This is a genomic window from Paraburkholderia sp. JPY419 (genome assembly GCF_050435705.1).
Taxonomy (GTDB): Bacteria; Pseudomonadota; Gammaproteobacteria; order Burkholderiales; family Burkholderiaceae; genus Paraburkholderia; species Paraburkholderia youngii.
In genome coordinates this window covers 984,840-1,003,197 of sequence record NZ_JBNDKV010000001.1, presented here as the reverse complement: position 1 = coordinate 1,003,197, position 18,358 = coordinate 984,840, and the positions used below count along the sequence as shown (strand labels likewise).

Annotated in this window: 17 protein-coding genes; 6 read left to right on the top strand and 11 right to left on the bottom strand. The window is 63.5% G+C overall.

Features of this window, described 5'->3' with window-relative positions; genetic code table 11:
- Positions 1 to 147: 147 nt before the first annotated feature.
- From QFZ91_RS04660 to QFZ91_RS04635, 6 genes are all read right to left on the bottom strand, one after another.
- Positions 148 to 975 (bottom strand): ABC transporter permease, encoded by an 828-nt coding sequence (locus tag QFZ91_RS04660; protein ID WP_176378225.1) that lies wholly within the window; start codon positions 973 to 975, stop codon positions 148 to 150.
- A gap of 65 nt (positions 976 to 1,040) precedes the next feature.
- Entirely contained in the window at positions 1,041 to 2,297 is a 1,257-nt protein-coding gene (locus QFZ91_RS04655) for an ABC transporter permease (protein WP_176111210.1), read from the bottom strand.
- 39 nt (positions 2,298 to 2,336) lie between these two features.
- Positions 2,337 to 3,392, bottom strand: coding sequence for an ABC transporter substrate-binding protein (locus QFZ91_RS04650; protein WP_429566396.1), 1,056 nt, complete (start codon positions 3,390 to 3,392; stop codon positions 2,337 to 2,339).
- A 2-nt stretch (positions 3,393 to 3,394) separates the two neighbouring features.
- Positions 3,395 to 4,600, bottom strand: a complete 1,206-nt coding sequence (locus tag QFZ91_RS04645; RefSeq protein WP_176378222.1) for an ABC transporter ATP-binding protein — start codon at positions 4,598 to 4,600, stop codon at positions 3,395 to 3,397.
- Positions 4,601 to 4,643: 43 nt separating this feature from the next.
- On the bottom strand, positions 4,644 to 5,795 hold the full coding sequence (locus tag QFZ91_RS04640) for an SRPBCC family protein (protein ID WP_429566395.1): 1,152 nt from the start codon (positions 5,793 to 5,795) through the stop codon (positions 4,644 to 4,646).
- A gap of 124 nt (positions 5,796 to 5,919) precedes the next feature.
- Positions 5,920 to 6,843 carry a LysR family transcriptional regulator gene (locus tag QFZ91_RS04635; protein WP_176111206.1) on the bottom strand — a complete coding sequence of 308 codons (924 nt, stop codon included), beginning with the start codon at positions 6,841 to 6,843 and terminating at the stop codon, positions 5,920 to 5,922.
- A 169-nt stretch (positions 6,844 to 7,012) separates the two neighbouring features.
- Here QFZ91_RS04635 and QFZ91_RS04630 point away from each other — a divergent pair, with 169 nt between their 5' ends.
- Genes QFZ91_RS04630 through argE form a run of 4 tightly spaced genes read left to right on the top strand, consistent with a single transcriptional unit; the run spans position 7,013 to position 10,646 of the window.
- Positions 7,013 to 8,371, top strand: a complete 1,359-nt coding sequence (locus QFZ91_RS04630) for a flavin-containing monooxygenase (protein ID WP_429566394.1) — start codon at positions 7,013 to 7,015, stop codon at positions 8,369 to 8,371.
- Positions 8,371 to 8,802: a RidA family protein gene (locus QFZ91_RS04625; protein WP_368597204.1), complete on the top strand. Its 432-nt coding sequence runs from the start codon at positions 8,371 to 8,373 to the stop codon at positions 8,800 to 8,802. Before QFZ91_RS04630 ends, QFZ91_RS04625 begins: the two co-directional genes overlap by 1 nt.
- Positions 8,803 to 8,812: 10 nt before the next feature.
- Positions 8,813 to 9,490 carry a DUF1028 domain-containing protein gene (locus QFZ91_RS04620; RefSeq protein WP_368581363.1) on the top strand — a complete coding sequence of 226 codons (678 nt, stop codon included), beginning with the start codon at positions 8,813 to 8,815 and terminating at the stop codon, positions 9,488 to 9,490.
- On the top strand, positions 9,483 to 10,646 hold the full coding sequence (gene argE / locus QFZ91_RS04615) for an acetylornithine deacetylase (protein ID WP_429566393.1): 1,164 nt from the start codon (positions 9,483 to 9,485) through the stop codon (positions 10,644 to 10,646). Before QFZ91_RS04620 ends, argE begins: the two co-directional genes overlap by 8 nt.
- A gap of 7 nt (positions 10,647 to 10,653) precedes the next feature.
- Here the strand turns inward: argE and QFZ91_RS04610 are convergent, their stop codons facing one another.
- Positions 10,654 to 11,988, bottom strand: a complete 1,335-nt coding sequence (locus tag QFZ91_RS04610; RefSeq protein ID WP_429566392.1) for an NRAMP family divalent metal transporter — start codon at positions 11,986 to 11,988, stop codon at positions 10,654 to 10,656.
- A gap of 307 nt (positions 11,989 to 12,295) precedes the next feature.
- Here QFZ91_RS04610 and QFZ91_RS04605 point away from each other — a divergent pair, with 307 nt between their 5' ends.
- Entirely contained in the window at positions 12,296 to 12,520 is a 225-nt protein-coding gene (locus QFZ91_RS04605) for a hypothetical protein (RefSeq protein WP_429566391.1), read from the top strand.
- 19 nt (positions 12,521 to 12,539) lie between these two features.
- Here QFZ91_RS04605 and QFZ91_RS04600 read toward each other — a convergent pair whose 3' ends face one another.
- Genes QFZ91_RS04600 through QFZ91_RS04585 form a run of 4 tightly spaced genes read right to left on the bottom strand, consistent with a single transcriptional unit; the run spans position 12,540 to position 17,213 of the window.
- Positions 12,540 to 13,526 (bottom strand): ABC transporter permease, encoded by a 987-nt coding sequence (locus QFZ91_RS04600; RefSeq protein ID WP_176378214.1) that lies wholly within the window; start codon positions 13,524 to 13,526, stop codon positions 12,540 to 12,542.
- Complete coding sequence (locus QFZ91_RS04595) at positions 13,523 to 14,503, bottom strand: ABC transporter permease (RefSeq protein WP_176366564.1); 981 nt, start codon at positions 14,501 to 14,503, stop codon at positions 13,523 to 13,525. The genes QFZ91_RS04600 and QFZ91_RS04595 overlap by 4 nt, the downstream gene beginning before the upstream one ends.
- Positions 14,500 to 16,050, bottom strand: coding sequence for a sugar ABC transporter ATP-binding protein (locus QFZ91_RS04590; RefSeq protein WP_429566390.1), 1,551 nt, complete (start codon positions 16,048 to 16,050; stop codon positions 14,500 to 14,502). Before QFZ91_RS04590 ends, QFZ91_RS04595 begins: the two co-directional genes overlap by 4 nt.
- A gap of 35 nt (positions 16,051 to 16,085) precedes the next feature.
- Positions 16,086 to 17,213, bottom strand: a complete 1,128-nt coding sequence (locus QFZ91_RS04585) for a sugar ABC transporter substrate-binding protein (RefSeq protein WP_013093653.1) — start codon at positions 17,211 to 17,213, stop codon at positions 16,086 to 16,088.
- Between the two features lie 414 nt (positions 17,214 to 17,627).
- On the opposite strand from QFZ91_RS04585, the gene QFZ91_RS04580 reads away from it, so the two are divergent.
- A complete protein-coding gene (locus QFZ91_RS04580) occupies positions 17,628 to 18,356 on the top strand; it encodes a FadR/GntR family transcriptional regulator (RefSeq protein ID WP_429566389.1) in 729 nt (242 codons plus the stop codon).
- The last annotated feature ends 2 nt before the right edge of the window (positions 18,357 to 18,358 follow it).

Sequence of the window (18,358 nt, the reverse complement as noted above, 5' to 3'; positions counted from 1 at the left end):
ATATTTCTTTATAAAACTGCAACTAACTGTCAAGGACCGCCGCGCCAGGCGTTCCGGCTTCGCCGCAAACGGGCTGGCAACGCCCGACGGTCAGAGGGAGGCCATCAAGTCGCATGTCGACGCCATCGCAGTGGCGCAACAGTCGCCTCAGGCAAACGAGCGGCTGGCCGCCGCCGCGCGCTTGCGCAGCCAGTTCATGCAGGCGAAGAGGGCGATCGCGAACGCCATCAGCAGGGTGGCCACGGCGAGGATCGACGGGTCGATCTGGTCACGGATGCCGCTCCACATCTGCCGCGGCACGGTGCGCTGCTCCGGGCCGCCGATGAACAGAATGACGATCACTTCGTCGAACGATGTCGCGAATGCAAACACACTGCCGGTTGCGACGGCGGGCGCGATCAGCGGCAGCGTGACGCGACGAAACGCGACCCACGGCTGCGCACCCAGACCCGACGCCGCGCGAAGCAGGCTTTGATCGAACGACAGCAGCGAAGCGGTCACGGTAATCACCACGAAGGGCGTACCGAGCGCGGCATGCGCAAGCACGACGCCGGTATACGAATTCACCAGCCCGAGCGGCGAAAAGACCAGATAAAACCCCGCCGCGACGACGACGATCGGCACGATCATCGGCGACACGATGATTGGCATGATGATCGAGCGGTAAGGGAACTGCGCGCGGCTCAGGCCGAGCGCGGCCAGCGTGCCGAGCACCGTCGCGATCAGCGTCGACGCCGCGCCGATGCCGATGCTGTTCGCAAACGCGCGTTGCCAGTCCGGCGAACTCAGCGCCTGCGCGTACCAGCGCAGCGAGAAGCCCTGCATCGGGTACGAGAAGAACGAGCCGGAGTTGAACGACAGCGGCACGATCGCGAGGATCGGCGCGACGAGGAAAAAGAAAATCAGCGCGCAATGCACGCGCAGTCCCGCGCCCGAGATGCGTTCCGAGAGTAGCCGGGTTCGTCCGTCTTTCATCTGAGTCTGCCTGTGATCAACTATCCGAATGAGCGACAACCAGCTAGCGGCGTTTGCGCGGCGCGTTAGCCGAAGCGCAAGCGGTCGATACCGACCAGCCGGTTGAAGATGAAATAGAACACCGCCGTGAATGCGATCAGATAACACGACAGCGCACCCGCGAGTCCCCAGTTGAGCTGATCGTTGGTCTGCGACGCGATCAGTTGGCTGATCATTTCGTCGCCGGCGCCGCCTAGCAGGGCGGGGGTGATGTAATAGCCGAGCGCGAGCACGAACACGAGAAAACATCCCGCGCCGACACCCGGCAGCGTCTGCGGAATATATACGCGCACGAAGGCCACGGCCGGATGCGCGCCGAGCGATTTCGCCGCGCGCATGTACACGGGCGGGACGCCTTTCATGACCGAGAAGATCGCGAGGATCATGTAGGGCAGCAGGATGTGCGTCATGCCGATCAACACACCCGTGCGATTGAAAATCAGCGGCAGCGGATGGTTGATGATCCCGAAGCGGAGCAACGCGCTATTGATCACGCCACCGGGTTGCAGCAGCACATACCACGCGGTGGTGCGCACCAGCAGCGAGGTCCAGAACGGCACGATCACGAACAGAATCAGCCGGTTGCTCTGGTTCTCAGGCAGTGTCGCGAGCAGATAAGCCACCGGGTAGCCCAGCACCAGGCACAGCAGCGTGACCGTCGCACTGATCGTGACCGTGCGCCCAAAGGCCGCGCGGAAGATGGCGCTGTCCGCCGCGACGGACGTCACCGAACCATCGGGCGCGACTTGCGCGTCGACGGCGTTCAGCAAATAGTCGGGTGTGGGCGAGATCGACGCACGCTTGAGCAGACGCCAGGTTTCCGGCGCGTTCCAGCGTTCATCCAGATCGATCAGGGCGGGTTTCCATTGCGCCGGCGTCTCCGAACGTGTGGCACGCGCCGTCTTGAACAGCAGGCTGCGGAACTCCGGTTGATAGAAGTTCATGCGCCGCGCGATATTGCCGAGCTGGCCGGATTCGCTGGCGTCCTTCAGGTCGTGCGCGAGTGCGGCGAAGGCCGGTTCGCCGGGCAAGCCCGCGCCGTCCCATCCGGCCAGCGTTGCGCTCAACTGCGGCATGCCGGTGCGCACTTCAGGGTTTCGCACGCTGCGCGCGAGCAGGCTCGCGATCGGGGCAACGAACGTCACCAGCAGAAAGACGAGCAACGGCAAAGCCAGCAGCAATGCGCGCATCGCGGCCTTGCGGCGCGCAGCCCGGAACGACTCGCGGTTCGCGGCCTGCGGGCCGCGGCCGAAAGGGGCGGTGGATGGCAGCGGCGTGTTCATCGTGCTCGATCTCTGGGGTGACGTTCGTTCGATCCGGCGTTACTGCGTCAGCCAGTTCTGGAACCGCTTGTTGATCGCATCCGCGTTGTCGGCCCAGAACGTCGCGTTGATTTGCAGCGGACGCTTGAAATTCTCCGGCGCCGTCGGCAGATCGTTCAGACGCGCCTTGTCGATCAGCGGAATGGCGTCCTTGCGCGGCGGCGCGTAAGCGATGTACTTCGACAGGTCCGCATAGGCCTGCGGCGTCGAGGATGCGACGATGAACTTCTGCGCCGCGTCGGCATGCTTCGCACCGTTGACCACGGCCCACCATTCGTAGTCGTACACCTGCGCATCCCAGACGATCTTGAACGGCTTCTTGTCCTTGTGCACGGCGTCGTCGATACGGCCGTTGTACGCCTGGGTCATTACGACCGCGCCGTCGGCGAGCAGCTGCGGCGCCTGCGCACCCGCTTCCCACCAGACGATGCTCGGCTTGATCGTGTCGAGCTTCTTGAACGCGCGGTCGACGCCGGCAGGCGTGGAGAGCGTCTTGTAGACGTCCTTGGGCGCCACGCCATCGGCGATCAACGCCCACTCCATCGCGACCTTCGGCGACTTGCGCATGCCGCGCTTGCCGGGGTACTTGTTCAGGTCGAAGAAATCGTTGATGGTGGTCGGCGCGGTTTTCAGCCTGCTGCTGTCGTACGCATAGACGGTGGACCACACCATCGCGCTGACGGCGCAATCGCTGATCGAGCCCGGCAGGAAGTCGCTGGTGTTGCCGAGGGCCTTCTTGTCGAACTTGGCGATCAGGCCTTCGTCGCAAGCGGTGATCGCGTCGTTGGTTTCGAGGTCGATCAGATCCCAGGTCGGGTTCTTCGACTGCTCCATTGCCTGCAACTTGGCGAGGCCGCCATCGTAGGACTCGGTGGAAAACTGGTTGCCGGTTTTCGCGGTGAACGGTTCGAACCATGCTTTTTTCGCGGCCGCTTCATACGCCCCGCCGAAGGTGACGACGGAAATCGTGTCGGCCGCGTGAACCGTGGTCGTGGCAAACAGCCCGAGCGCGCATGCCCCGAGGGTGGTCCGGAATGACGAGAACGTGGTCTTCATTTCTAGTTGGCTCCTGCGATAAGTGGCGAGGCGGACGAGGGAACGGCAACAGTGGAATAGTCGGCGCCGCCGGACACGGCGGAGGATTTCGGCGCGGCCGCCATCGCGGGCAGCACCTTGCAGTCGTCGCGTCGCCAGGTCACGGCGGTCTGACGGCCGAGTGCGGGCAGATCATGGTGCTGGGTGTTCGGCACCTTGACGACCATGCTTTCGCCATGGCCGAGCTTCAGATGTACGCGATGATGATCGCCGCAGTAGACGAGTTCCTCGACCAGCGCGTGCACGATGTTCATGTTCTGCCGTGTCGCTTCCTGCACGGCTTCCGGCGTCGCGGCGATGTGCGCGCGCTCGGGTCGCAGCGCGAGCACCGCCGCGTCGCCTGACGCGAGCCCGGCGCCTGGGCGTCCGCGCACCGTGCTGCCGTCGGCCAGCTGCATCGCGGCCCATTCGCCGCCGTCGGAATTGACGCGGCCGGTCAGTCCATTGTTCTCGCCGACGAAATTGGCAACGAATGCGTTTGCCGCGTTTTCATAGAGCTCGGTCGGCGTGGCGGCCTGCTGGATGCGTCCATCGGAAAACACGGCGACGCGGTTCGACATCGTCAGTGCTTCGTTCTGGTCGTGGGTCACATAGACGATCGTCAGCGACAGTTCGCGATGCAGCCGCATGATTTCGTATTGCATGGTTTCGCGCAGGCGCTTGTCGAGCGCGCCGAGCGGCTCATCCATCAACACCACGCTCGGCTCGAAGACCAGCGCGCGAGCCAGCGCGACACGCTGCTGCTGGCCACCCGACAGTTGCGACGGCCGCCGCCCCGCCAGATGCGATAACTCCACCATGTCGAGCACGCGCGTCACGCGCGTTTTCTGTTCGCTGCGGCTCACCTTGCGCACGGACAGCGGAAACGCGACGTTCTCGGCAATCGTCATGTGCGGGAACAGTGCATAGTTCTGAAACACCATGCCGATATCGCGCCGATGCGGCGGCTTGTCGTCCAGACGCTTGCCGGCAAGGCGGATTTCTCCGCGGGTCGGCGATTCGAATCCCGCCAGCATCATCAGTGTCGTGGTCTTGCCGGAACCGGATGGACCGAGCAGCGAAACGAATTCACCGTGCCCGACGTCGAGATCGAGTCCCTCGACGACGCTATGCACGCCGTCGTATGACTTGCTGACGCCGTCGAACGAGATAAATGGTTGGCTTGACATGGGCATCTCGGCAGAGTGTTGGCGGTCTACGTGGGGCTGCGAATCACGTCGCGCCCACGCGTCCCGCCAGATAGCGGGCGAAGTCGTAATTCGGCCGTTCGAGAGGGCTCAGGTGGCCGGGCTTCGCGAGTGGAGCGTGCACGCCGCGAAACACCGCCTCGACGCCGCGCCGGTCCTCGGCGTTGACTTCGTCGAGCAGCGTCTTGAGCGTCGCCATATAGTCGGCGGCGCGCGGATCGTCGACGAATTCCGGCGCGAGGCCGCCGCCGAAGCGGATATGCACGCGGCCGACGCCCCGCGGCTGCAGGATCAGATACCAGAAGTAGCCGGGGGTCAGCGTGATCAGGTGGGTCGGGTAGATCGCCAGCAGCGCGGTGGTACGACGCCAGTGCCCTTGCAGGCGCGTGTTGGCGGGATGCGCGTTGCCGATCGGCAGCGATGCTTCCTTGGTGATCCAGTGATAGTTGAACGCCGGCAAACCCGGCGGACATTCCATTTCTTCGAGCTTCGAGTGCGGTCCGACCGTTGCGCGATGCAGCATCGGCAGGTGGTAGCTCTCCATGAAATTTTCCGCGAGGATCTTCCAGTTGGTGTCCCACACGTGCTCTTCGTGGAAGGTCTCGACGTAGTCGCCCATGCCGTACGGCGCGATCAGCTTCGTCAGCTCGGACAAATGCGATTCCACCGCAGGCGCGCGCGGGTTGAGCGTCAAATAGATCCAGCCTTGCCACGTCTCGCAGCGCACGGCAGGCAGCCTGTATTGGTCCTTGCAAAAGCCCGGCTGCTGATCCATCAACGGCGCGCCCGCGAGCGCGCCATCGAGCGTGTAGTTCCATGCGTGATACGGACACACGATCCGGCGCACGTTGCCGCGCCCTTCGAGCAATACCGACATGCGGTGCAGGCAAACATTAGAGAATGCGCGCAACGCGCCGCTCGCATCGCGCAGCACGAACACGGGCTGGTCGTCGATCTGCGCGGTCAGATAGTCGCCGGTCTGTGCCAGCGCGCTCGCGCGGCCCACGCACAACCACTCGTTGCGAAACACGTCGCGCTGTTCGAGCGCGAGAAACGCCTCCGACGTGTAGACGGTCGGCGGCATCGCGTGTGCATCCTCGAACGGACGCTCGCAGTTCTCGCGCAGCGCGTGAACGATGTCGAGCTCAGTGTCCGTCGACTGAAGAATGGCTGACATAGGGGGCCCCCCATCAGTGTTTGCATCCGATGAGCACCAATCTAACAATCCAAATTGCTAGGTAAAATATTGTTTTTGCATGCAGTGCATAGCACATGGCTATGCAGTGACGCTTTCCGGGCTGCTAACCGATGTGCAGACGCCGGATATACGTTTCACAGAATGCCGAAAAGCGCTTCACAACCTCGCGCGGCTTGACGGCGGCCGATAGCGCAATGCCAAGCGTCGTCGCATTGACACTCTCCCTGAAATGTTTAATCACGAAGTCTTCGCCGTCCACAGTCCGGGTCGACTTCAGCGGGAAGTTGAGTATGCTGTAACCCAAGCCGTTGGCGACCATGCCACGCACGACTTCAGGCTGTGACGAGCGGAAAGCCGCGGTAGGGCGGCTGCCGACCGCGTCGAACAGCGCGGAAAAGTACTCGCGGCTATGCGGAAGATCCAGCATCACATAGGGCTCGGGCAGCAGGTCGGCCAGCGACACCTGGCGCGCCCGTGCAAGCCTGTGTGTTTTGGGCAGGATGACATACGGTGGCAGCGAAAGCAGCGGGGTAAACGCGATTCCATCGGTGATATCGAGGCTGTAGGTCAGCGCGATATCGAGCGAGCCGTCGTGCAGGCCACTCAAGAGCGTGTCCTGATGCGCTTCCGTGGTACGGAAGGTGATCGCCGAATAATCCTGCACGAAGCGGCTGATGATGCCGGGCATCAGCGGCGGCGCCAGCGACACCATGCAGCCGAGCGAGATGGAGCCCGACATGCCGCCATCGATTTCGGTCGCGGTCAGCTGTAATTCTTCGGCGTTCTGAAGCAGATTGCGAGCGTGGCCGAGCAGATCGCGGCCCGGCTGCGTAAGCGACAAGCCGCTCGCGTGATGGCGGATGAACAGCTGGACGCCGAACGATTCCTCCAGATCCGCGAGCGATGTGGAGATAGACGGCTGAGAGATATGCAGCCGCTTTGCCGCGGCGGTGAAGGAAAGCGTTTCGGCCGTGACGACAAAATACCTTAGCTGACGCAATGAGTAGCGGATCGAGGTGCCGTCCATCAATTGCTCCGTGTTCGGTCGAATCGATTGTCGCTCGACAATTGTCGCTTGCATAGCGAAAAACGATGCAAAGCATTTTTAAAATATAGTTTTTGTTGCCCGCCGCGCGGCGTACATTCTGTCCGACCGAGAGACCCGAATCCAGAGCGCATTTTAGAAGGAGAAGGCCATGGCGGCTGAAAAACTGTCGATCGACACGCTGGTCATCGGCGCGGGTCAGGCTGGCGTGGCGATGAGCGAGCATCTGAGCAGACTCGGCGTGCCCCATCTCGTGCTGGAGCGCGACCGCATCGCGGAACGCTGGCGTACTTGCCGCTGGGATTCACTGGTCGCCAATGGTCCCGCCTGGCACGACCGCTTCCCTAATATGGAGTTCGAAGGACTCGATCCCGATGGCTTCGCCGGCAAGGATCAGGTCGCCGATTACTTCGAAGCCTATGCGCGGAAGTTCAATGCGCCGATCCGCACCGGCGTCGAAGTCACGAGCGTCGAGCGTCTGAAGGGCCGGGCAGGATTTGTGGTCGCAACGTCCGACGGCACGATCGAAGCCCGTCGCGTCGTCGTTGCGACCGGGCCGTTCCAGCGTCCCGTCATTCCCCCCATCGCGCCACAGGACCTCGAGCTCACGCAGCTTCATTCGGCCCACTATCGGAACCCCGAGCAACTGCCCGAAGGCGCGGTGCTCGTGGTGGGCGCGGGGTCGTCCGGCGTGCAGATCGCCGACGAACTGCAACGCGCGGGCCGCAAGGTTTATCTGTCCGTCGGTGCGCATGACCGTCCGCCGCGCGCCTATCGCGGTCGCGATTTCTGCTGGTGGCTGGGTGTGCTCGGCGAATGGGACAAGGAAGTCGCCGTGCCGGGACGCGAGCATGTGACCATCGCTGTCAGCGGCGCGTACGGCGGCCAGACCATCGATTTTCGCCGGCTTGCGCATCGCGGCATGACGCTCGTCGGCACGACCAAATCGTTCGCGAATCGCGTTGTGACCTTCGAACCAGACCTCGCCGTCAATCTGAAGCGTGGCGACGAATATCTGATGTCGCTACTCGACACCGCCGACGACTACATTGAGCGCAACGGCGTAGACCTGCCGGAAGACCCCGACGCACGGCTGATTCCACCGGACCCGGAGTGCGTCACGCATCCGCTGCCGGAGCTGGATCTGCACGAGGCGGGGGTGAGCACGATCATCTGGGCCACCGGCTATGCGGTCGATTTCAGCTGGCTGCACGTGAACGCGTTCGACGATAAAGGCAAGCCGCAGCATCAGCGCGGTGTATCGAAGGAGCCTGGCGTGTATTTCCTCGGCCTGCCCTGGTTGTCTCGGCGCGCGTCGTCGTTTATCTGGGGCGTGTGGCACGACGCAAAGCACATCGCCGATCACATCGTCACGCAGCGCAAATACCTCGCCTATCGCGACGCGTCGCAGCGTCAGCAGGACGCGCGCGGCGTGCATGGCGCGAATGCACCCGATACCGCGTGCGACGCATCGCACGCGCCGAAGACCAAAGAAGTGGGAGTGAACTGATGCCTACGCATACCCGCATCCGCATGTTCAATACGAAGGACACGTACCCGAACCAGTCGCTCGATAACGATCTTTGCCAGGCGGTTCGCGCGGGCAATACGGTCTATGTGCGCGGCCAGGTCGGTACGGATTTCGACGGCAACCTGATCGGTCTCGGCGATCCGCGCGCGCAGGCCGAGCAGGCGATGAAGAACGTCAAGCAGCTTCTGGAGGAAGCCGGCAGCGACCTGTCGCATATCGTCAAGACGACGACCTACATCACCGATCCTCGTTATCGCGAGCCGGTGTATCAGGAAGTCGGCAAATGGCTGAAGGGCGTGTATCCGATTTCGACGGGGCTTTGCGTCAGCGCGCTCGGCCAGCCGCAATGGCTGATGGAAATCGACGTGATCGCCGTGATTCCGGACAACTGGACGCCCGTGCAGGCGTAAGGAGCCACCCATGACATTCTCGATCGTCGGACGCTGTGAGAAGACGGGTCAGCTCGGTATCGCGATCAGTTCGTCGAGCATTGCCGTGGGTGCGAGGTGTCCGTGGGTGCGCGCGGGCGTCGGTGCGGTGGCGACGCAGAACGTGACGCTGCCCGCGCTGGGCCCGCAGATTCTTGATCTGCTCGAAAGCGAGCGTATCGCGCCGGACGCTGCGCTCGAACGGGCGCTAGGCGCGAGCGAATGGAGCGAATACCGGCAGGTGACGGTGGTCGACAGTGAGGGTCGAACCGCGCTGTTCACCGGCAAGGAAGCACTCGGCGTGCATCACGCCGTCGCGGGAAATCAGTGTGTGGCAGCGGGTAATCTGCTCGCCGGCAAACCGGTGATCGACGCGATGGTGAAAGCGTTCGAGAGCGCGCAAGGCGCGCTTGCCGATCGTCTGCTGCACGCGATGCATGCTGCCGTCGAAGCCGGCGGAGAAGCCGGGCCCGTGCATTCGGCGGCTCTGAAGATCGTCGATACACACGTCTGGCCGGTCGTCGATCTGCGTGTCGATTGGGCGGATGACGATCCGATCGGCAAACTCGACGCGCTATGGCAAGCGTATCGGCCGCAGATGCGGGACTACATCGCGCGCGCGTTGAATCCCACCGCGGCGCCGAGCTACGGAGTGCCCGGCGATGAGTGAGTTGGCGAGCCGTACGCTGCTCGAACGGCTGATCGGTTTTGCGACCGTCAGCCGCGACTCCAATCTGGAACTGATCGGCTTCGTGCAGCAATACCTCGCGGATCTAGGTGTGGAAAGCGAGCTATTCCATAACGACGATCGCACCAAGGCGAATCTGTTCGCGACCATCGGGCCGCGAGACCGTGGTGGCATCGTGCTGTCCGGGCATACCGATGTGGTGCCCGTCGAGGGGCAGGCGTGGACCGTGGAGCCGTTTCGTCTCACCGAGAAAGAAGGTCGCCTGTACGGACGAGGCACGGCCGACATGAAAGGCTACATCGCGTCCGTGCTGGCGGCAGTGCCCGCATTCCTCAGGCTGAAGCTCGACATGCCGGTGCATCTCGCGTTTTCATACGACGAGGAAGTGGGCTGTCTCGGGGTGCGGCCGATGCTGGCCGAACTCGAAAAGCGCGCGCATAAGCCGCGCATGTGTCTGATTGGCGAGCCGACCGAATTGAAACCTGTGCTCGGCCACAAGAGCAAGCTCGCGATGCGCTGCCACGTGAAGGGCGCGGCATGTCATTCCGCGTACGCGCCGCAGGGCGTCAACGCGATCCAATACGCGGCGCGGCTGATCCACCGGCTGGAACAGATCGGCGACGAACTCGCGCAGCCGGAACACCATGACGCGCGTTTCGATCCGCCGTTCTCGACGGTGCAGACCGGTGTCATCAAGGGCGGACGCGCGCTGAATATCGTGCCCGCCGAATGCGAGTTCGATTTTGAAGTGCGGGGCGTGCCGGGCTTCGATCCCAACAGGGTGGTGGACAGACTGCAAAGCTACGCGGCAACCGAATTGCTGCCGAAGATGCGCGCGGTGCAGCCGGATACCGACGTTCGCGTGCAGATGCTGAATACGTATCCCGGACTCGCGACTTCGCCCGATAGCAACGCGGCACGCCTGCTCGCGATGTTGAGCGGATCGAAAGAATACGAAACGGTCGCGTTTGGCACGGAAGGCGGACTGTTCACGCAGGCGGGCATTCCAACCGTGGTCTGTGGACCCGGCAGCATGGACCAGGGCCACAAGCCGGACGAGTTCATCACAATCGAGCAACTGAACCGGTGCGACGCGATGTTCGCGCGCCTCGCTGAACATCTACGAAGCGTGAAGTAGCCCGGTCTCATCGCGACATACGCTCTACCGCGTCGAGCAAGAAGTGCGCGACCACGACCACACCGGTGGTCAGGGTCGCGAGCCAGCAAAGCGCGCGTAACGACCAATGTGCGACGAGTTCACCGACCGCTTCGCGTTTCGCACTCAGCAGCACGAGAAGCACCAGCACGGGCGTAATCGTCATACCGTTGACGACGGCGCTCCAGTACAGCGCCTTGACAGGATCGACGCGCCACAGGCCGAGCGCGAGACCAAGCAGCGTGCCGAGCGCCGCGAGCGCAACGAGCAGAACGGCAATGCGCCGATCACGCTGTTTGCCGCGGGGCCAGTCGAACGAACTCGCGACCGCTTGCGCGGCCGAACCGGCAAGCGGAGGTAGAGCGAGCAGCGCCGAGCCGACCAGCGCAAGCCCGAGCAGGGGGCCGGCATAGCCCTTCAGGAGCGGTTCGAGCGCTCGCGAAAGCTCCGTGGGCTCGCGGGGCTGCGTCTGTGCGCCATGCAGCGTCGCCGCAGCCGCAATCATCATGCACGAAGCCGCCACGCTCGATAACGCGGTGCGTATCAAGGTCTGGTTGCGCAATCGGCGAAGCTGCTCCGACGAACGTCGATCGCCGCGCGCGGCGTGCTGTTCGTGCTGCCGATGTTCTTCCTGGGCTTCCTGCTCGGCCTGCGAAAAAAGCAGATACGGACTCATCGTCGTACCGAGCACGGCCATCAGCATGGTCACGAAATCTTCTTTCCACTCGACGTGTGGCACTAGAGAGCGCAGCACGACCGTGTGCCACGGCACATCGACGATCAGCAGCACCCCGACATACGCGAACATCGGCAGCATCAACCATTTGAGCACCTGCGCGTAGCGCGCATATGGGATGAACCACTGCAGCGCAATCGACGTGCAACCGCATGCAAGTAACAGCAGCCAAAGCGGCCCATGCGTGAAGCGTTGGATGACTACGGCCATCGCCATCACATTGACCGCGATGTTCAGCGTGTTCGCAATCACGAAGCGCGCCACGGCGAAATAGAAGAACACCGGCGAATAGTGCGCGCGCATGTTCGCCGTCAGGCCGTGTCCCGTGACGGCCGCGACACGCGTCGAGACCAGTTGCAGCGCAACCATCGACGGATACGACAGTATGCAGGTCCACAGCATGTCGTAGCCGTACCACGCGCCCGCGAGTGAATAGGTGGCGATGCCGCTAGGGTCGTTATCGCAACCGAGACTTGCCAGCCCCGGTCCGAGATCGGCGGCCCATGAGCGGGCAGGCTGCGACGATGAAGCGGGCGTACTACCTTGTGCGGCGCGGGACGAGCTGCGTTTGTCGGGGGGAGAGTGCATGCGGCTGATCGTCGGGAAACCGGGGATGCTGTAGCGCTCGCACGAAACGTTCCTTCGTCGAATCGAACCGTTGGCTACGCCGACTACCACCCCATGCGCGAAGCCCCGTTGGTCGCCACCACTGAAGCGCTAACCGGTGCTATATTTTTTGCGTCGTCATTGCTATGACTATTGCTACCGCGCGCCACATGCAGCAGACCACGCCGACGGTAAAACCGGACATGTCGGAGATTCCGCCGTTAATGACACTCGAAGAGAATGCGCATCGCATGCCCACGCGCGCCGCAACCGCAGAGGTCGTGCGCTAATGGAAACCAGCGAGTACGACGGGTACACGTTGTGGGGGCATGCCATCCGTCAGCAGGAAGGCGAGGGCATCCTGCAACCGGAGCGCTATGCGGCGAGCGGAACCATCACCCGGGGCGGAAAGCTGGTCGAAGCATCGGGCATTCTCGGACTATTCGATAGCGAGGAAGAAGCCCACCATGCAGGCCTCGATTGGGCGCGCGCGTGGGTGGATGCGCATGGATGAGCGTGAGCGTGGCCGTGGCCTACGTTTCCCGCTTGCTGCGTCCATAAAGCAGCAGCATCGCCGCTATCACCACCCCGTAGATGATCTGACGTCCCGCTTCCGGCATCTGCGCGACTGAAAGGATCGACTGCAATAGGGTGATCAGAATCGCGCCCGCTACGGTGCCGAGGTATGAGCCACGGCCACCCAGAATCGACGTGCCGCCGAGCACGACTGCCGCGATCGCCGGCAGCAGGTAGGCATCGCCCATCGACTGCGCTGCCTTCGATGCATAGCCGGCCAGCAATACGCCACCGAACGCCGCGAACCCGCTGCACACCGCAAATGCGGCCACGGTCACGAGCCGCGTATTGATGCCGGACAGATACGCGGCGCGCTCCGTATTGCCGATCGCGTACAGCGTGCGCCCGAAGATCGTCCGCGACAGCAGGAACACCGTGGCGCCGCCGATCACCACCCACAGCGCAACGGCATTCGGCACGCCCGGTACGAGCCAGCCCGCGGCGAGCCATCGCATCACCTGTGGCGCGGAATCCTGCGGCGACGATCCGCCGGTATAGACGATCATGATGCCCTGTGCGACCGCATTGGTCGCGAGCGTGGCGATCATCGACGGAATGCGCAGCAGCGCAACGAGGATGCCGTTGACGACGCCGATCAGCACGCCGCAACCGATCCCGACCGGAATCGCGAGAATCTGTCCGAGTTCGCCGTGTCCCGCTACCGCGCACGCCATCATTGCGCCGACCGTGATCGTCCACGGCAGCGACAAGTCGATGTGGCCGAGCAGGATCACCATCATCAGGCCGGTCGCGATGATGCCGAGGAATGCGCCGACCTTCAGTTGCAGCAGGATGTACTCCGGCGACGTGAAGCTGCGCGAAAACATCCCGCCGACGAGCAGCAGCGCGACGATGCACGCGAACGCGATCACGATCGGTTTGTCGATTCTGCGCGTGAGCTTCGACACGAACGTGCTGCGGCCGTTTGCCGAGACGTGGCTCATTGAAACCACTCCAGACGATTGCGTACCCTGAACAACCCGCATGCGCCGATCGCGACAGCGAGCAGAAGAATCACACCCTGAAATAGCGGCTGCCACAGCGCATCGACGTTGAATACGAACAGCAGGTCACCGATCGAGCGAAACGCGAATGCGCCGAAGATCGCGCCGATCGCGCTGCCCTTGCCGCCGAGCAGCGACACGCCGCCTATCACCACGGCGGCGATCGAAAACAGCGTGTACGAGTTGGCGCTGCCGAGGCTCGCTTCGCCGGTGTCGGTGAAGAAGGTCAGAAACAGGCCGCCGATCGCGGCGAGCAGGCCGGCCAGCGTATAGCTCGCGAACTTTGCGCGGCGGATCGGCATGGCGGACAGAAACGCCGCGGGTTCGGACGAACCGGTCGCGTACGCCGCGCGCCCGATTGCCGAACGTTTGAAAGGAACCCAGACGAGCAGTGTGGCGGCGAGCAGAATCAGCAGGCTCGCCGGCAGCACGCCGGCGACCTTGCCGGTCAGTGCGTCGGCGAGGTTCTCGTTGATCGAGCCGCCGGGCACGGGGCGCAGCAGCAGCGCCAGTCCGTAGAAGACCGCGCTCGTCGCGATCGTCGTCACGATCGGCTGCAGCCGGCCGAAAATGATGATCACACCGTTCAGCGCGCCGCACAGCGCGCCGGCCGCGAGCACGCCGACGATCCCGAGCGCGCTGTGCAGCGCGTCGCCGGTGACGATCCACGAGCCGATGCAATTCGTCAGCACCAGCGTCATGCCGATCGACAGGTCGATGCCGGCCGTCAGCACGACGAGCGCTTGTCCCATCGAGACGAGCGCGAGCAGCACCGCCTTGTTCGCTGCGGTCTGAAACACGTTGGCCGACAATGCGGACGGATAGTTGAGCAGGTAGATCGCGAACATCAGCACGAACAGGCCGAACGCGAACACCGCCCCGCGATTCTCCGCATACCAGTAACGCAGCCCGCTCATAGCGCGACTCCCGTGGAAGGCGAAACCTGTCCGACGGGCAGGTCCAGTGCGCTCGCAATCAGGTTCTGCTCGGTGATCGCCGAGCCGACGAGTTCCTTCTTGATCCTGCCTTCGTACAGCACCAGCACGCGGTCGCAGCAGCCGATCAGCTCGTCGTAGTCGGTCGAATAGAACACGATCGCCGCGCCTTCGTCGGCGAGGCGTCTGAGCAGCTGATAGAGCTCCTGCTTGGTGCCGACGTCGATGCCGCGCGTCGGGTCGCTGAGCAGTAGAATCCGCGGCTGCCGGACCAGCCACTTCGCGATCACCACCTTCTGCTGATTGCCGCCCGACAGCGAGCCCACCGGCGCATCGATGCTGAACGACTTGATCGCGAGCAACTCCATCATCCGGTCGACCAGCGACTGCTGGCGGTCGCGATCGATTACGCCGGCGCTGGACATGCGATCGAGCGCGGCAAACGACAGGTTCTCGCGCACCGACATCGGCAGCATCAGGCCTTCGGTCTTGCGGTCCTCCGGGATCAGCGCCATGCCGATTCCGTTGGCGCGCGCGGCCCTCGGGCTGCCGATCGACACCGCTTTGCCATCGACCTCGATCGTGCCCGCGCACCCGCGCAACACGCCGAACAGCGCGAGCAGCAGTTCGCGCTGGCCTTGTCCGTCGAGGCCGCCGAGGCCGAGTATTTCACCGGGCTTCAACGAAAAGCTGATGCCTTGCAGCGTGTCGCTCCACGCGAGATCGCGACACGCGAGTACCGGAGCGGCGTTGCGTCCGTTGGCGGGTTTGGCCGGGAACACATGCTGGTACTTGCGGCCGATCATCATTTCGACGACTTCGTTGTCGGTGCGCGTGCCGGCCTCGAAACTCATTACATGACGGCCGTTCCGGTAGACCGTGCATTCGTCAGCGAGCGCCTTCACCTCGTGCATCCGGTGCGAGATGAACAGCAGCGCGAGGCCCTCGTCGCGCAGGCGCTTGAGCACCTCGATCACGCGTGCGACGTCGGCCGCGGTCAGCGCCGACGTGGCTTCGTCGAGGATCAGGATGCGAGGCTCGTGCGCCAGCCCCTTGGCAAGCTCGACCATCTGCTGGCGCGACAGCGGCAGGTCCCGGACCTTTGCAAGCGGATTGATGTCGGCGGCGCCCGCTCGGGCGAGCGCCTCCTCGGCCTGGCGGCGCTGGGCCCGGCGGTCGATCATGCCGAAACGTCGCGGGGGGTTCGAAGCGAAGATGTTGTCGGCGACGCTCAAGTCGGGAATGAGCGACAGCTCCTGATACACGCAGACGATGCCGGCCGCGTTCGCCTCGGCCGGCGATGCGAACGCGACCTGCCTGCCATCGTAGTGCATCGTGCCCTCGTCGGGCTGCACGACGCCGGACATCACCTTCAGCAACGTGGACTTGCCTGCGCCGTTCTCGCCGAGGATCGCGTGAATGCGGCCTCTCTTCACCGTCAGCTCGGCGTGATCCAGCGCGACCGCGCCGCCGTAGCTTTTCGACACGCCAGACATCTGAAAGAACGGCTGCGCTGCATCCTGCGGCATGCTTCGTCTCCCGTCACATTCCGGCCATCATCCGATCACTGGTTGCCCTGGGTCTGCTTCATGATCTCCTGCGCGGAGAAATTGATGCCGCAAGTCGGAAACGAGTTGCCGACGAAAAAGTTGTCGGAGTCGTTCGGGAAATAGTTGACGCCCGACTTCAGCTTCGAATCGTCGGTGACGTCTAGCGGCAGCTTGATCGAGACCGGGACCGTCTGGCCGTCCAGCGCGGCGAGCGCCGTCTTGATCGCTACCGCCACCTGCGCGGGACCGGTGCCGGCCGACGTGCACTTCAGGCCTTGGCCCCCATACTGCGCGCAGAACTTGCGAAAGCCGTTCTCCGTCTCGCCGCCGAAGGGCACGAACGGATGCTTCGCATCGATCATCGCGCGCACGACACCCGTGTCGCCGCCTTGCGCCGAGATTCCATCGAAATGACCCTGCACGGCGATCGCGTCGGCGGCGGCCTTTTGCGCGACCCCGTCGTCCCACTTGCCGTAGACCTGCACGACGTTCCACTTCTTGCCGGTGTCGTCCAAGGTTTTCATGAAACCATTGTGCCGGTCGGTGTCGACCGACGTGCCCGCCACTCCGCGAACCTCGAGCACCTTGCCGCCGTTCGACAGGTGGTTCGCGAGCCACTTGGCCCACAGCACGCCGAGCCCGTACTGGTCGACGTTGACGTTGATCGCGTCTTCGCTGTCGAGGATGTTGTCGAACGCGATCAGCACGACGCCGGCGTTCTTCGCGCGGCGGATCGCGGGGCCGAACGAGGTGGGATTCTGCGCGTCCACGATGATCGCGTCATAGCCGGCATCGATGAAGTTGTTGACGGCGGAGATCTGCGCCGGCACGTCCTCGCCGGTCGAGACGACCTTGAACTCCTTGAGCTTCGCGGCGACGGCCGGCTGTGCCGCATAGGCTTTGGCCGTCTTGATCATCTGGATGCGCCAGGTGTTCGCGATATAGCCGTTCACGAGTGCGATCCGGTAGGGCCCGTTCTTCTTCGGATACTTGATGTACTTCGTGTCGCTCTTCCAGGGGACCATGCATGTGGGATCGCTGGACGGCCCGGAAACGATCGTTGCCTGCGCGAAAGCCGCGCTTGCGCATAGCGTGAATGCCGCGGTCGCCGCCGCTCGAAGCACCTGGATTCCTGAAAGCATGTCGTCTCCTTTTTGTTGGATTGAACTTGCCGATTGCCGGCGAACATGGCGGTCATGAATCGCCGCCGAATTCTGTGCGTGAAGCAGGGAATCTTGCGGAATGTGCTGCAGCGGGGCTGAATCGGACTCGCCGAAGCAGCGGAACGACTTCTTCAAAGGCGTCGCCTCCGAAGCAAAACGAAGGGCCGGCGCGAACTCAGTCACGTCTGACAGTACTGGCATACCAATCCGCGCGCGATAGTGGTTTACCACGGCGTCGCGGGCGGACTCGAACAGTCTGAAACCCCTGCTGAATCGGCTCGAAGCCAACAAAAGTGGCGCCGGGCCCGTGGCGGCCTGATCCGTCAATTGGTGTACCATTTTGTCGAACTCGAACCGATCCTTTGGCCGCTTCGAAGCTTTCGGGAATCCTGAATGGACGAGCTTTCACACACGCCGAACGGCCGCGGTGCCGATGAGGACGCGACCGACCGTTCCTATGTCGGACTCGCGAAGCAGATCTACGATCTGATCGCCGCCGGCGACGTCGGGCCGCGTGCGCGCCTGCCTTCCGAGCGCACGCTGGCCGAACGCTTTGGCGTGAGCCGCACACAGGTGAGGGAGGCGATCATCGCGCTGGAAGTGCAGGGCGTGGTCGAGGTTCGTGTCGGGTCGGGCATCTATGTGGCAGACGCGCCGGACCCGCGCTCCGCCATGTTCAAACTGCCGCGCGGGCTAGGCCCGATCGAGACGCTGCGCGCGCGGGTGGTGATCGAAAGCGGGATCGCCGCGTTAGCCGCTACCGAACGCAAAGATTCAGACCTGGACCGGCTGTTCGCCGCGTTACGCGCGATGCGCGAAAACATGCATGACAAAGCGGCGAACGAGGCCGCTGACCGTGATTTCCATTTGGCAATTGCGCGGGCGACGGGAAACGAAATGCTCCGGCTCGTGGTGACCGCGATGTGGGACAACTCCCGCGCCGACCCGCTGTGGAAAAAGATCGAGGAGCACTTCCACACTCCCGCATTGCGGGCGGCTTCGCAGGATGAGCATCAGCGCATCTTCTCGGCGATCATGGCGCGAGACGCGGCCGCTGCGCGCGCGGCGATGCAGGCGCATCTGACGCGGGTCATCGGCGAGTTCACCCAGGCGTGGCGTTAGCG

Bases quoted from the DNA above. Each gene is read 5' to 3' on its own strand.
- QFZ91_RS04660 (WP_176378225.1), bottom strand. From the start codon at position 975: ATGAAAGACGGACGAACCCGGCTACTCTCGGAACGCATCTCGGGCGCG.
- QFZ91_RS04630 (WP_429566394.1), top strand. From the start codon at position 7,013: ATGGCGGCTGAAAAACTGTCGATCGACACGCTGGTCATCGGCGCGGGT.
- QFZ91_RS04585 (WP_013093653.1), bottom strand. From the start codon at position 17,213: ATGCTTTCAGGAATCCAGGTGCTTCGAGCGGCGGCGACCGCGGCATTC.
- QFZ91_RS04605 (WP_429566391.1), top strand. From the start codon at position 12,296: ATGGAAACCAGCGAGTACGACGGGTACACGTTGTGGGGGCATGCCATC.
- QFZ91_RS04580 (WP_429566389.1), top strand. From the start codon at position 17,628: ATGGACGAGCTTTCACACACGCCGAACGGCCGCGGTGCCGATGAGGAC.
- QFZ91_RS04625 (WP_368597204.1), top strand. From the start codon at position 8,371: ATGCCTACGCATACCCGCATCCGCATGTTCAATACGAAGGACACGTAC.
- QFZ91_RS04655 (WP_176111210.1), bottom strand. From the start codon at position 2,297: ATGAACACGCCGCTGCCATCCACCGCCCCTTTCGGCCGCGGCCCGCAG.
- QFZ91_RS04635 (WP_176111206.1), bottom strand. From the start codon at position 6,843: ATGGACGGCACCTCGATCCGCTACTCATTGCGTCAGCTAAGGTATTTT.
- QFZ91_RS04595 (WP_176366564.1), bottom strand. From the start codon at position 14,503: ATGAGCGGGCTGCGTTACTGGTATGCGGAGAATCGCGGGGCGGTGTTC.
- QFZ91_RS04610 (WP_429566392.1), bottom strand. From the start codon at position 11,988: ATGCACTCTCCCCCCGACAAACGCAGCTCGTCCCGCGCCGCACAAGGT.
- argE (WP_429566393.1), top strand. From the start codon at position 9,483: ATGAGTGAGTTGGCGAGCCGTACGCTGCTCGAACGGCTGATCGGTTTT.
- QFZ91_RS04640 (WP_429566395.1), bottom strand. From the start codon at position 5,795: ATGTCAGCCATTCTTCAGTCGACGGACACTGAGCTCGACATCGTTCAC.
- QFZ91_RS04600 (WP_176378214.1), bottom strand. From the start codon at position 13,526: ATGAGCCACGTCTCGGCAAACGGCCGCAGCACGTTCGTGTCGAAGCTC.
- QFZ91_RS04650 (WP_429566396.1), bottom strand. From the start codon at position 3,392: ATGAAGACCACGTTCTCGTCATTCCGGACCACCCTCGGGGCATGCGCG.
- QFZ91_RS04590 (WP_429566390.1), bottom strand. From the start codon at position 16,050: ATGCCGCAGGATGCAGCGCAGCCGTTCTTTCAGATGTCTGGCGTGTCG.
- QFZ91_RS04645 (WP_176378222.1), bottom strand. From the start codon at position 4,600: ATGTCAAGCCAACCATTTATCTCGTTCGACGGCGTCAGCAAGTCATAC.
- QFZ91_RS04620 (WP_368581363.1), top strand. From the start codon at position 8,813: ATGACATTCTCGATCGTCGGACGCTGTGAGAAGACGGGTCAGCTCGGT.